Genomic DNA, 13,134 nt, shown 5'->3' with positions numbered 1-13,134 from the left:
ACAAGTGCAACTACCTTTTTCCGCCGAGGAATGGCGCAATCCGCTGCGCGATGAATTGGACAAGCGCCTTCCCCGCATCGCCGGGCCCTGTGGCTTGGTGATTTTCGGCGTGACCGGTGACCTAGCACGCAAGAAGCTGCTGCCTGCTGTGTACGACCTTGCCAACCGTGGCCTGCTGCCCCCGGGTTTTAGTCTGATCGGTTACGGTCGTCGTGACTGGTCCAAGGAAGAGTTCGAAGAGCAGGTTCTGCAATCAGTCAAGGAGCGGGCGCGCACCCCGTGGCGCCAGAATGTCTGGGAGCGGCTGGCCGAAGGCATCTTCTTTGTCACTGGTGACTTCACCACGGACGCTGCTTTTGACGCCCTCGCGGAGAAAACCCGTGAGATCGATAACGAACGCGGCACTGCTGGCAACTGGGCTTATTATCTTTCGGTACCCCCGGACCACTTCCCCAGCGTATGCCACCAGCTAGAACGGTCGGGCTTGGCGAAGCCAGATCCGGGACTGGGCGAGCTGCACAATGGCTGGCGACGCGTGGTTATTGAGAAGCCATTCGGCCATGATGAGCAGTCCGCCCACGAGCTCAATGAGATCGTAAACAGCGTGTTCCCGGAATCCAGCGTGTTCCGTATCGACCACTACCTGGGCAAGGAGACAGTGCAGAACATCCTGGCGCTGCGCTTCGCCAACCAGCTTTTCGACCCGATGTTCAATGCGCATTACGTGGATCATGTGCAGATCACCATGGCTGAGGACATCGGTCTGGGAGGCCGTGCGGGTTACTACGACGGCATTGGTGCGGCCCGCGACGTGATCCAAAACCACCTGCTGCAGTTGTTGGCGCTGATTGCTATGGAAGAGCCGGTGACGTTCAACCCGTCCGAGTTGCAGGCAGAGAAGGTTAAGGTTCTCCGCGCCACGAGCCCAGTGGGTCCATTTGCGCAGACCACGGCCCGTGGGCAATACACCTCCGGATGGCAGGGATCCATCCCAGTGAAGGGGCTGCGCCAGGAGGATGGCTTCGACCCGGAATCCACTACCGAAACGTATGCCGCCGCTACTTTCGAAATCGCTTCGCGCCGTTGGGCGGGTGTTCCCTTCTACCTGCGCACCGGCAAACGCCTGGGGCGCCGCGTGACGGAGATCGCCATTGTTTTCAAGGAAGCCCCTCACCTGCCATTTGGCCCCGGACAAACCACTGCCCAGGGTAACAACATGCTGGTCATCCGCGTGCAGCCCGAAGAGGGCGTGCTGGTGCGTTTCGGCTCCAAGGTTCCGGGATCGGCTATGGAGGTGCGCGATGTCAACATGGACTTCAGCTACTCCGAGGCCTTTACCGAAGAGTCGCCCGAAGCCTATGAACGTTTGATTTTGGATGCCCTATTGGATGAAGCCAGCCTCTTTCCCACCAACGAGGAAGTTGAGCTGTCCTGGAGAATCCTCGATCCGATCCTGGATTACTGGGCGCTGCATGGGCGCCCAGAGGACTACCCCGCCGGCACGTGGGGGCCAAAGGGCGCCGAAGAGATTCTGTCCCGGTCGGGACGGCAGTGGCGTCGTCCGTAGAAGCACCCTAGAAACCGCCAGACCCCTACTCGCACCGTCCCCACCCGCGTGAGGAGCGCGCACTTCAACGCCCATGATTATCGACTTACCGAACACCAAGACCAAAGACATTGAACACCGCATCCGTGCGCTGCGTGAGGAGCGCGGCGACGTTACAAGCGGCCGCGTCCTTACCCTGATCGTGGTAGCTAACGAGGAGGATGATCTCGATCGAATCATTAGCTCCACACATGACGCGTCCCGCGAGCACCCTGCACGTGTCATCGTGTTGGTGATGCACCGCAGCGAAGAGCCATTGCTGGATGCCCAGCTGCGCATCGGCGGAGATGCGGGTGCGTCAGAGATCATCATTATGCACCTGCACGGAGAGCTGTCGGCCAACCGCGCCTCGGTCGTGACTCCGTTGTTGCTGCCCGATACTCCGATTGTGGCCTGGTGGCCTGCGACCGGTCCGCGTAACCCGGCGGCCGATCCCATCGGCGCGCTGGCTACCCGCCGTATCACGGACTCTCTCACGGACGAGGACGAGGATGCCCTCTACCGCCGTCGCATGACGTATACCCGCGGCGATTCCGACATGGTGTGGAGCCGTATCACCCTATGGCGCGGACTATTGGCCTCTGCACTGGATCAGCCTCCGCACCATGCCATTGTTTCCGCAGAGGTCTGGGGGCCGAAGCACGATCCTTCCGTAGACATTGCCGCCGGATGGCTCGCCGAGCGTTTGGACGTTCCGGTGACCAGGCACGTCACGGTCGAAGGTCGGTTCAGTGAGGATGCGGACGGCGATCGACTGATTTCGATCGAAAAGGCGGTGCTGCATCGCCAGGTGGGTGCCATTGAGGTGGAGGTTATTGACGCCAACACGGTCTCGCTGACCGTCGGTGACCAGAATTCCATGGTCACCCTCGGCAGGCGTGCCCTTGCCGATTGCCTGGCCGAAGAGCTGCGCCACCTCGACCCGGATTATGCCTTTGGCCATGCGTTGCGTGGCCTGGTGCGGGTAAACAGGCCCGACCGAGGTCCACGGAATTCCCAGTTCCGCGGTGTTAAGACAACGGATGCACAGGAGGACAAGCTAGATCGCTGGACCTCCCGCGACGCCCGCGATACCTACAACAACTTCGACGGTCAGGAGTCTCTACGATGAAGCCCACACACGATCACAGCCACGACGCAGTTGTCAGTGAGAAGACCGGTATCGAGTTGCGACCCCGTGACAACAAGCAGGATCTCGCTACTGCCGCGGCCCGTGAGTTCATCAACACCGTAGCTGAACTGCAGCGTACCGGGGAAACAGTCACCGGTGATGGCATTGTCCGGGTGGTATTGACCGGCGGTGGCGCGGGCATTGCTACTCTTTCAGAGATTGCTGCATTGGATCACGCGGCAAAGCAAACGGCGGAGGACTTTCCTGTCACCCGGATCGACTGGTCACAGGTGTATGTCTTCTTCGGCGATGAGCGTTTCTTGCCCGCCGGCGACCCGGAGCGCAATGATAAACAAGCTTTTGACGCGTTACTTCGACACGTGGACATTCCTTCTCTAAATGTGTTCCGCTTCCCCGCCCTGGCGGCAGGCGAGCAGGCGGATGGGCCAGCGCTGGATGCGGCGGCTGAGTTCTATGGGAAGACTGTAGATCAGGTCGCGCCGGAGGGCTTTGACATTCACCTGTTGGGCATGGGGCCAGAAGGCCATATCAACTCGCTATTCCCTCACACTGACGCGCTACTACATGCCGAAGGTTCTGTAGTGTCTGTCCGCGAATGTCCGAAGCCTCCGGCGGAGCGTATTAGCCTGACTATGCGGGCGGTGAACCGTTCCCGAGCAGTGTGGTTGCTGGTCTGTGGTGCGGAAAAGAAAGAGGCTGCGAGCCAGGTGTTTGACGGCGGTAATGGCGCCGAGTGGCCCGCAGCCTTGGCCTCGGGTATCGAGGCAACGCTGCTGTGGGTAGACAAGGAAGCTAACCCACTGCTTTAGATTGTTGCTTCTAGGGGGTTTAGGGGGCTGTGGGTTATCCCAGGCCGTAGTGCAGAACTAGGTTCAGTGCAATCAAAGAGATCAGCCAGATAACGGCGGTACCCACAGTCAGACGATCCAGGTTCTTCTCCGCCACGGTGGAACCGGACAGGTTGGACTGCATGCCGCCACCGAACAGGCTGGACAGGCCTCCACCCTTACCTTTGTGCAGCAAAACGGACAGGCCCATCAGCAAGCTGGTGACAACCAGGATGATCTGCAGCGTTAGGATCAATGCCCTACCCTCAACTCTTCTTCGTAATCGACTTACTAAATCTTTTGTTTAACACCACGAATTTACCCGCTGTGGCCCTGAAGTGACAACCCGCCACGCGGCAGAAGCCTAGCCGGAGTTGCGTAGCGCAGTGGCGAGGCCATTCATGGTCAGCTGAATCCCAGAACGTACGCTATCGGAATCATCACCGGCTCGGTAGCGACGCAGCAGCTCCACCTGCAACAGGTTCAAAGGCACCAGGTACGGGAAGCGGTTGCGCACCGAGCTCACCAGCTCCGGGTTATCTGCCAGCAGGGTGTCCCGTTCAGTAATCTGCAGGAACATCTCCACTGTCAGCTTGTACTCCTCCACGATCACACGGAAGATTCGCTCCGCTGCGTCCTTGTTCGCCACAAGCTCGGAGTAAAGCTGTGCAATCGACAGGTCGGCCTTTGACATCACCTGCGCCATATTGGATAACACCGAGGCGAAGAAAGGCCAACGCTTGTGTAGATCCCGCAGGTAGTTGAGGCGCGAGGTGGCGTCACCAGAGACAGAGGTACCGCCGTCGATCCAGCGCTTTAAGGCACTGCCGACGCCGAACCAACCAGGCAACATTACGCGGGACTGCGACCAGCTGAGTACCCAGGGGATGGCGCGCAGATCCGATACGGCGGTGGTTTGTTTGCGCGACGATGGGCGGGAACCGATGTTCAAACTGCCGATCTCTGTCAATGGCGTGGAGGTGGTGAAGTATTCGATAAAGCCCGGGTCTTCGTGCATAAGCGCGGAGTATGCCTTGCGCGATTCTTCGGCGACCTGGCGCATGGTGGCGAAGGCCTCCTCCGGATTGCCGAGATCGTCGACGGGCAGCAGGCTGGCCTCCAGTGTGGCGGCGACGAGAGCCTCCAGGTTTCGGGCGGCGTTCGCGGGATCGCCGTATTTAGCGGAGATAATCTCGCCCTGTTCAGTGATGCGTACGGCACCTTGCACAGCACCCTGCGGCTGCGCCAGGATCGCGTCGTAGGATGGACCGCCACCGCGACCGACGGTTCCACCGCGTCCGTGGAAGAGACGCAGGAATAGTCCTGCTTCGCGGGAGGCGGCCACAAGCTCCAGTTCGGCGTCGTACAGCGCCCAATTGGCAGCGAAGTAACCACCGTCCTTGTTGGAATCAGAGTAACCCAGCATGATCTCCTGGGTATCTCCGCGTTCCGCGACGTAGTTGCGGTAGAGCGGGAGCTTCCACAGCTCGCGCATGATGTCCGCACCCCCAGCGAGGTCGTCGATGGTCTCAAACAGCGGGATGATATCCACCGAACCCCGGGGGTGATCACCGTTTGCCTGGATAAGTCCCACTTCTTTCAGAAGGATCATCGGCTCGATAACGTCGGAAACAGACGATGCCATAGAGATGATGCAGTGCGGAACCACATCAGTTCCGAACTTCTTTGCTGCTTGTGCCGCTGCGCGGAAAATACCTAGCTCACGTTCAGTTTCCTCGGACCATTCGGCGCCCGGATCCGCTAGTGGACGTGGGCTGGCCAGCTCGCGCAGAAGCAATTTGATCTTGTTGTCTTCATCCAGCTCCGCGTAGTTCTCAGCGACACCGGCACGGGCAAAGACCTCGGTCAGGACGTTCTCGAAACTTTCGGAATTCTGCCGCAGATCCAGTGCGTAGAGGTTAAAGCCGAAAGTTTCAACGGCCTCGCGCAGGTCAGCCAAGGTGTGGTCGGCCAGAAGATCGTCCATCGAGTGGCGTAGCGCAGCATCCACCGTATCGATGTCGGCCAGAAGCTCCTCCGGATCCGCGTAGGGCTCGTGTCCCTTGTGAATGCCGCCGGACACCACCGGCTCCCCGAGGGTTTGTTTGGCCGTCGCTGCCACGCGTCCGCGCATGCCGTGCAGGGCGCGGCGGAAAGGCTCATCCACGCGGGAAGGAACGTCATTGTGGCCACGATCGGCTAGTTGCTCAAGCGCCTCGGTGGTGTCGATAAACCGCGACGACAGACTGAGCTCGTGCTCGAGCGCGTAAATGGTTTTCTGGTAGTGGTCGAAGACAGTGCGGGCGGCCGCGGTCGTGGCGATACTGACCGTTTCTGCAGTGACATAGGGGTTACCGTCGTGGTCGCCACCGATCCACGAACCGGGGCGCACGATGGCAGTATGGGGCACGGTATCTCCGTACTGCTCTTTCATATGCTCATTGACGCGACGGTTGATCGCCGGAATCTCGCTCAGCAGGCTGATGCCGTAGTAGCGCAATCCCACCTTGATCTCGTCCTCGATACGCGGACGCACGCTACGGATCAGGGAGGTCTGCCACAGTAGCGTCATGCGGCGGCGAATTACCAGCTCAATCTGCGTCAGTTGGCGAGCCGCGCGGACGGAGTCGGGGTTAAGTTTGAGTTCTTTGAGCACGCGTGCGCGCCGACGCATCATCTTCATGATGTCGGTTTGCACATCGAACACGGTCCGGCGGCGGGTCTCTGTTGGGTGCGCCGTGAGGACAGGCGCTACAAGGGCATTCGCCATAGTTTCGGCGACCTTCTCCCCCGGCACCTCCCGGTTGTGAAGTTCCTGCCACGTATACGCCAGGGTGGAGCGCGGGGCGGTATTGCCCCGATCCTCCTCAAGGTCACGAACCCGTTCGACATAGAGATCTTCCGCCAGATTCGCCATCAAAGCGAAGTGCGAGAATGCACGAATCACTGGCAGCGCCTTCTCCGTCGGCAGTGAGTTGAACTGCTCGGCCAGCTGCTCAATCTGCATCTCTCCGTAGCGCAGGTCAAAAGCTGCACGCCGGGAGTTTTCGATGAGGTTGAAAGTGTACTCGCCCTCCTGCTCACGGATTACCTCTCCCAGGATCCGCCCCAGGTAGCGGGTATCGTCTCGCACCGTGGGGCTGATCTCTGGGTGGGCGATTTCATCAGGAGCGACGGGAATGGCGGTGCCGCGGATCGTGTCGTTGCTCATTGTGTTAGGCCGTCGCCTTTGCTGCGGCCGCTGCCAGGCGTGCGAAGTCTTCGCCGTTTAGCGACGCTCCGCCGACGAGACCGCCATCCACGTCTGGCTGGCTGACCAGCTCTCCGACGGAATCGGTTTTCACCGAACCACCGTAGAGAATGCGAATACCACCAGCGACCTCCTCGCCAGCTAGCTCGGCGACGAGCTCACGGATCGCGTGGCAGACTTCCTGTGCATCCTCGGCAGAGGCAACCTTGCCGGTGCCAATTGCCCAGACGGGTTCATATGCGATGACGGTCTTGGAAAGGTCCTCAGCGGACAGTCCCGCCAGGGAGGCCTTGGTTTGGTTCTTAACGAACTCGACATGCTCGCCCTTTTCGCGGACATCCAGCTGTTCGCCCACGCAGACAATCGGCTGCAGTTCATTATCCAGTGCTGCGCGAGCCTTGGCTGCTACGGTTTCGTCGGTCTCTCCGTGGTACTGGCGACGCTCGGAGTGGCCAATGATGGCCCACGTGCAGCCCAGCTTCTTCAACATTGCGCCGGATACCTCACCGGTGTAAGCACCCGAAGTGTGCTGGGATACGTCTTGGCCACCGTAAGTAATCTCCAGCTTGTCTCCATCCACCAGAGTCTGGACGGACCGGATATCCGTGAACGGCGGGATAAAGGCCACATCCACGGACTCGTAGTACTCCTTCGGCAGTGCGAAGACGAACTTCTGCACGACCTGAATAGCCTCATAGTGGTTCAGGTTCATCTTCCAGTTGCCGGCGATAAGTGGCTTGCGTGCGGTCATTGTGTCAATGCCTCTCTACTGTGCTTACTGCTTAGTACTTCTGGAACGTACGGGGTGCGTTTAGCTTTCCAGGACGGAAACGCCGGGAAGTTCCTTGCCCTCCAGGAACTCCAGGGAGGCACCGCCGCCAGTGGAGATGTGGGAGAAACCTTCTTCTCCCAGGCCCAGGGTGCGAACAGCCGCGGCCGAGTCGCCACCGCCGACGACCGAGAATGCACCGCCGCCGGTGGCGTCGATAATCGCCTCGGCAACACCCCGCGTACCCGCCGCAAAGGCTGGGAACTCGAATACGCCCATCGGGCCGTTCCAGAACACGGTCTTGGACTTCGCCAGGATTTCGGAGAACAGCTGAACGGAGTCCGGGCCGATGTCCAGACCCATCCAACCTTCCGGGATGGAGTTCAGGTCGACGGTGCGGTGGTCGGCGTCTTTGTCGAAACGCTCGGCGACCTCTACATCGGTGGGCAGAACAATGACGTCACCGAAGCGTTCCAGCAGATCCTTGCAGGTGTCGATCATGTCGTCCTGCAGCAAAGAGCCGCCGACCGAGTAGCCCTGTGCCGCGAGGAAGGTGAAGCACATGCCACCGCCGATCAGGAGGTTATCCACGCGCGGTGCAAGTGCCTCGATGACGCCCAACTTGTCAGACACCTTGGAACCACCCAGTACAACGGCGTAGGGCTTTTCCGGGGTCTCCGACACGCGGCGGAGCACGTTCAGCTCGGCCTCGACAAGACCACCTGCGTAGTGCGGCAGCTTCTTGGCCACATCGTAGACGGAGGCCTGCTTGCGGTGAACCACGCCGAAGCCATCGGAGACAAAGGCACCATTGTCACCGGTGAGGGCAGCCAACTCGGCCGCGAATTCAGCGCGTTCTGCCTCGTCCTTAGAGGTCTCGCGGGCATCGAAGCGAACGTTCTCCAGCAGCAGGATGTCACCGTCGTCAAGGCCGTTGGCGCGCTCGTGAGCATCTTCGCCGGTGACGTCAGTGGCTAGCGGTACCCACTGGTCTAGGCGCTCAGCGAGAGCTTCCGCGACGGGAGCCAGGGAGAACTCCTCTTTGAACTCACCCTTGGGGCGACCCAAGTGGGCGGAGACAACGACGCGAGCTCCGGCTTCCAACAGAGCCTTCAACGTAGGTACGGAAGCATCGATACGACCCGGGTCGGTGATATTGCCGTCAGACAGCGGGACATTCAGGTCCGCACGAACCAGAACATGGCGTCCCTGGACGCCCTCGTTGATCAGGTCTTTAACGGTCTTGATGGCCATGGGAAGCTCCTTAAAAAGTTTCTATTTGGGTGGTTAATGAAGGTAGAGAGTGGGGGCTACATGAGAAAACGGGCCGGCTCGACCCCGCGACGCGCGACACGTGCGGCGATCGGAGCCGAACCCGTAATCCTTATAGCTTTGCGGACAAGGCCTACTTAGAGGCGCTCGCCGACGTAGGTTGCCAGGTCGACCAGACGGCAGGAGTAGCCCCACTCGTTGTCGTACCAGGAGACAACCTTGACCTGGTTGTCGATGACCTTGGTCAGGCCAGAGTCGAAAATAGAGGAGTGAGAATCACCCACGATGTCGGTGGAGACTAGCGGAGCGTCATCGGAGTACTTCGCAATCCCCTTCAGCTCATTCTCGGCTGCCTTCTTGAGTGCAGCGTTGACAGCCTCGACGGTGACCGGCTTCTCAGCTTCGAAAGTCAGGTCGGTCAGGGAGCCGGTGATAACCGGAACGCGCACTGCGTAGCCATCCAGCTTGCCCTTCAGCTGCGGCAGAACCAGGGAAACGGCCTTTGCAGCACCAGTGGAGGTCGGAACCAGGTTAACGGCTGCGGCGCGGGCGCGGCGCAGGTCCTTGTGCGGAGCGTCGTGCAGGCGCTGGTCGCCGGTGTAAGCGTGAACGGTGGTCATCAGGCCCTTGACGATGCCGAACTCCTCGTCGAGAGTCTTGGCCAGCGGAGCCAGGCAGTTGGTGGTGCAGGAGGCGTTGGAGATGATGTGGTGGTTCTCCGGGTCGTAGTCGGTGTGGTTTACACCAACGACGAAGGTAGCGTCCTCGTTCTTCGCCGGAGCGGAGATAATGACCTTCTTAGCGCCCGCGTCGATGTGTGCCTTGGCAGCCTCAGCATCGGTGAAGAAACCGGTGGACTCGATAACGATGTCCGCACCCAGCTCGCCCCAGTTCAGGTTCTTCGGGTCGCGCTCAGCAGAAACGGCGATGCGCTTGCCGTCGACGGTGATGGACTCGTCGTCGTACTCGATCTCAGCATCCAGGCGACCCATAACGGAGTCGTTCTTCAGCAGGACAGACAGCGTCTTGTTATCAGTCAGGTCGTTGATGCCCACAACCTCCAGGTCAGCGCCCTGGGAACGGATTGCGCGGAAGAAGTTACGGCCGATTCGGCCGAAACCGTTGATGCCAACACGGATAGTCATAAGTTGAACTCCTAAAAACTGCGTCTATTTTTCTTCGAGCTAGACGCCAAGGCCTACGGCTCAAAACTCCAAGCCCTCGACCCTCACGCCGACACCTCCGAGAGTACCTGCGCCTTCTAGGGTTCGCAGCGATTCTTATCCCATATGCGATGGGGTATCCGTGCTGACTTCTACGGGGTTAGAAATCAATCAACGTCGTTGAACAACTCCGAGGTGACAGCGGAATGTGTGTCCGGTAATCCCAGTTCCTCGGCGCGTTTATCAGCCATTGAAAGCAGGCGTCGAATGCGACCTGCCACGGCATCCTTGGTCATCGGTGGCTCTGCAAGGCGACCGAGCTCCTCCAGCGAGGCTTCCTTATGTTCCACCCGCAACTGTCCTGCTTCGGCCAGGTGCTGGGGCACATCGTTTTCCAAGATCTCCAAGGCACGCTCCACGCGGGCGGCAGCGGCCACTGCGGCGCGGGCACTGCGGCGCAGATTCGCATCATCGAAGTTCGCCAGGCGGTTTGCTTTTGCCCGATTTTCGCGGTTCCGGCGCTGCTTCTCCCATATTTCGCGGGTCTCTTGAGCACCCATCAGCATGAGGAGCCGTCCGATGGAATCGCCGTCGCGAATCACGACGCGGTTGACTCCCCTGGCTTCCTTCGTCTTTGCAGTCACGTCAATACGGCGTGCGGCGCCGACCAGTGCCAGAGCGGCCTCATTCGACGGCGTCTGCACCTCCAGCGCGGACGAGCGTCCCGGGTCCGTAATGTAGCCATGCGCCAGGAAAGCACCCCGCCAGGCGGCTACACATTGATCCTTGGTGCCGCCGATAATGAATCGCGGCAAGCCTCGTACTGGGCGCCCTACGCGGTCGATCAACTCGGTGCGACGTGCCAGCTCCATGCCACCTTCAGTCCACCGCAGCACATGCCGAGGGCTGCGACGAAGATTGCCTGCGCCGATAATCTGGTGCTCCGGTTCGATCTTGTAAAGCTGCTCCACCATGTCTGTGAGGCGACGAGCCGTATCTGCGGAGTCCACCTCGGACTCCACGACGATCTTCTTGCCCACCAGGTGCAAGGCAGCCGTGTACCGCAGCAGGCTGGCAACCTCCGCGGTCATCACATCATGGCGAGTCACCAGAACTCGATTTAGTTCTGCCTTCACATCGGCCGTCAGTGCCACGGACTGTCCTTCCTTCCCAACTTGCACACAGGGCACCCAATTATAGCCGAGCTAGCTATTCTCGCTCCGGCAGGTCTTGCACGCCGCCTGAAACCTCATGCAGAACCGCAGCGAGTTTGGTCGGATTGTGACGGTCGGTCCATCGCCCGCGGTTGTCGTCCTCCCGCACGTCGCGGTAGATCACTTTCGCGCCCAGTGCTGCCGCTGCCCTTTCGATATGACGCCGAGCGCTGGCCACGGGCATCGTCGACAGATCGACGATGACAACGTCAATCTTCAAGCTGGGACAATGCTGTCGCACCATATGGATATGGTGTTCCAAGGACATCCCGGCGGTCTCTCCAGGTTCCGGAACCAAGTTCAAGACCAGCGCCTTTACCGCCTTAGTTTGGTTGAGAGCATCCACGATTCCGGGGACGAGGAGGTGCGGGATCACACTGGAAAACCAGGATCCCGGGCCCATGGAGACCAAATCGGCATTAAGAATCGCCTCGACGGCCTCCGGAGACGCTGGCGGGTCCACGGGGTAGAGCTTCACTCGGCGCACCTCCCCCAACGTGGATGCAACGGCAACCTGCCCGCGCACGGCAACAACCTCCCGTGGGTCTTCTTCCAGCCCGAGCACTTCGGCCTCCAGATCCAGCGGCTCGTTGCTCATCGGGATGACTCGCCCTTCGATGCCGAGGAGTCGACCAATCTCGTCCAGCGCCTTTAGCTCACTTCCCATAACCTGCGCCAGACCGGTGATAAGGAAATTGCCGAGTGCGTGGCCTTTGAGCGCGCCAGAACCGCCGAAACGGTGTTGAATCACGTCTTCCCACATGCGTCCGCGCTCGTTATCGCGAGTGAGCGCCGCCAGCGCCATGCGCAGATCACCTGGCGGTAGAGAACCCAACTCACGACGAATGCGTCCTGACGATCCTCCGTCGTCGGCCACCGTCACTATGGCGGAGACATAATCCGCGATGGTGCGCGCCGAACGCAGCGTATTGAAAAGGCCATGTCCGCCGCCCAGGCAAGCCATCCGCGCGATTCGTTTCGGGGAAGAGTTTTCGTTATGCGTCATGTTGCTTTTCACCCCTAGCGTTCCAAGTCTCGGTGAGAAAGGTTTACGAGTACACCGTCTTTTGCCAGCCGGCGGGTTAGTTCCTCAGCGATCGCCACACTGCGGTGGTGGCCACCAGTGCAGCCGATGGCTACGGATACGAAGAACTTGCCCTCTTTGCGGTATCCCGGCAGTACGGAGTGGATGAGTCCCACGGTGTGGTCGAGGAAATCTTCGGCCCCGGATTGAGACAGGACAAAGTCGGAGACGGGGGCGTCAATACCTCTAAAAGGGCGCAGCTGCGGATCCCAGTACGGGTTCGGCAGGAAACGAGCGTCCAGCAGTATGTCAATATCCTTGGGCGGTCCGTGCTTAAAGCCGAAACTCTGCAGATTAATGCGGACACTCGAGTGATCCGCAGCTGCGAAGAACTTCTCCAATTCACGGCGCAGATCGTGGATGCTCCGGTCGGTGGTATCCAAAACGATGTCAGCGCGTTCGCGGATGCTGGCGAGCATTTCGCGTTCACGGTCAATACCGTCCTGCAACGTGCCCTTTTGTTGCAGCGGGTGGGTGCGGCGCACAGCGTCAAAGCGCGCAATCAGTGCCTCATCCGTGGCATCCAAATAAAGCACTGTAGGGCGACGGCCTCCGGTATGGAGATCGTGCAGGACACTGGTGAGGCTGCCGGCGAAATCGCGGGAGCGGACGTCGGTGACGATGGCCAACTTCTCGATGGGCGAATCCGGGGAGAAACTAAGCTCAACCATTCGCACGATGAGCTCGGGCGGAAGGTTGTCCGCGACGTACCACCCGAGCTCCTCCAGGGCTGCGGCGGTAGCTCGACGCCCTGCCCCAGACATGCCCGTGATCAATATCAAACTGGGCTCTTGCTGCGTTGATGCGCTCATACTTC

The 13,134-nt window shown here is 60.0% G+C and carries 11 protein-coding genes; 3 read left to right on the top strand and 8 right to left on the bottom strand.

Features of this window, described 5'->3' with window-relative positions; translation table 11 throughout:
* Positions 1-4: 4 nt before the first annotated feature.
* The 3 genes from zwf to pgl all read left to right on the top strand — a co-directional run bounded on the left by zwf (position 5) and on the right by pgl (position 3,547).
* On the top strand, positions 5-1,567 hold the full coding sequence (zwf, locus tag AC05K6_RS02355) for a glucose-6-phosphate dehydrogenase (RefSeq protein WP_476727649.1): 1,563 nt from the start codon (positions 5-7) through the stop codon (positions 1,565-1,567).
* Positions 1,568-1,640: 73 nt separating this feature from the next.
* Positions 1,641-2,717 (top strand): glucose-6-phosphate dehydrogenase assembly protein OpcA, encoded by a 1,077-nt coding sequence (locus AC05K6_RS02350; RefSeq protein WP_293791478.1) that lies wholly within the window; start codon positions 1,641-1,643, stop codon positions 2,715-2,717.
* On the top strand, positions 2,714-3,547 hold the full coding sequence (pgl, locus tag AC05K6_RS02345; RefSeq protein WP_293791479.1) for a 6-phosphogluconolactonase: 834 nt from the start codon (positions 2,714-2,716) through the stop codon (positions 3,545-3,547). Before AC05K6_RS02350 ends, pgl begins: the two co-directional genes overlap by 4 nt.
* A gap of 34 nt (positions 3,548-3,581) precedes the next feature.
* Here pgl and secG read toward each other — a convergent pair whose 3' ends face one another.
* The 8 genes from secG to rapZ all read right to left on the bottom strand — a co-directional run bounded on the left by secG (position 3,582) and on the right by rapZ (position 13,129).
* A complete protein-coding gene (gene secG, locus AC05K6_RS02340) occupies positions 3,582-3,821 on the bottom strand; it encodes a preprotein translocase subunit SecG (protein WP_293791480.1) in 240 nt (79 codons plus the stop codon).
* Positions 3,822-3,929: 108 nt separating this feature from the next.
* Positions 3,930-6,710, bottom strand: coding sequence for a phosphoenolpyruvate carboxylase (gene ppc / locus AC05K6_RS02335; RefSeq protein ID WP_476727725.1), 2,781 nt, complete (start codon positions 6,708-6,710; stop codon positions 3,930-3,932).
* Positions 6,711-6,780: 70 nt separating this feature from the next.
* Positions 6,781-7,566, bottom strand: a complete 786-nt coding sequence (gene tpiA / locus AC05K6_RS02330) for a triose-phosphate isomerase (RefSeq protein ID WP_293791481.1) — start codon at positions 7,564-7,566, stop codon at positions 6,781-6,783.
* A 60-nt stretch (positions 7,567-7,626) separates the two neighbouring features.
* Positions 7,627-8,838: a phosphoglycerate kinase gene (locus tag AC05K6_RS02325; protein ID WP_448307653.1), complete on the bottom strand. Its 1,212-nt coding sequence runs from the start codon at positions 8,836-8,838 to the stop codon at positions 7,627-7,629.
* A gap of 155 nt (positions 8,839-8,993) precedes the next feature.
* Positions 8,994-10,001, bottom strand: coding sequence for a type I glyceraldehyde-3-phosphate dehydrogenase (gene gap / locus AC05K6_RS02320; RefSeq protein WP_293791483.1), 1,008 nt, complete (start codon positions 9,999-10,001; stop codon positions 8,994-8,996).
* 185 nt (positions 10,002-10,186) lie between these two features.
* Positions 10,187-11,173 carry a DNA-binding protein WhiA gene (gene whiA / locus AC05K6_RS02315; protein WP_293791484.1) on the bottom strand — a complete coding sequence of 329 codons (987 nt, stop codon included), beginning with the start codon at positions 11,171-11,173 and terminating at the stop codon, positions 10,187-10,189.
* Between the two features lie 55 nt (positions 11,174-11,228).
* On the bottom strand, positions 11,229-12,239 hold the full coding sequence (locus tag AC05K6_RS02310) for a gluconeogenesis factor YvcK family protein (protein ID WP_476727648.1): 1,011 nt from the start codon (positions 12,237-12,239) through the stop codon (positions 11,229-11,231).
* A gap of 14 nt (positions 12,240-12,253) precedes the next feature.
* Positions 12,254-13,129 (bottom strand): RNase adapter RapZ, encoded by an 876-nt coding sequence (gene rapZ, locus AC05K6_RS02305; protein WP_448307651.1) that lies wholly within the window; start codon positions 13,127-13,129, stop codon positions 12,254-12,256.
* Between the last annotated feature and the right edge of the window lie 5 nt (positions 13,130-13,134).

The sequence above is a fragment of the Corynebacterium sp. TUM25020 genome, assembly GCF_056388495.1.
The sequence above is the reverse complement of the archived record's forward strand: the minus strand, read 5'-3'. Positions and strand labels throughout refer to the sequence as shown.

What these genes read in the sequence shown, in the direction of transcription:
- pgl (WP_293791479.1), top strand. Translation starts at nt 2,714, where the DNA reads ATGAAGCCCACACACGATCACAGCCACGACGCAGTTGTCAGTGAGAAG.
- AC05K6_RS02350 (WP_293791478.1), top strand. Translation starts at nt 1,641, where the DNA reads ATGATTATCGACTTACCGAACACCAAGACCAAAGACATTGAACACCGC.
- rapZ (WP_448307651.1), bottom strand. Translation starts at nt 13,129, where the DNA reads ATGAGCGCATCAACGCAGCAAGAGCCCAGTTTGATATTGATCACGGGC.
- gap (WP_293791483.1), bottom strand. Translation starts at nt 10,001, where the DNA reads ATGACTATCCGTGTTGGCATCAACGGTTTCGGCCGAATCGGCCGTAAC.
- AC05K6_RS02325 (WP_448307653.1), bottom strand. Translation starts at nt 8,838, where the DNA reads ATGGCCATCAAGACCGTTAAAGACCTGATCAACGAGGGCGTCCAGGGA.
- AC05K6_RS02310 (WP_476727648.1), bottom strand. Translation starts at nt 12,239, where the DNA reads ATGACGCATAACGAAAACTCTTCCCCGAAACGAATCGCGCGGATGGCT.
- tpiA (WP_293791481.1), bottom strand. Translation starts at nt 7,566, where the DNA reads ATGACCGCACGCAAGCCACTTATCGCCGGCAACTGGAAGATGAACCTG.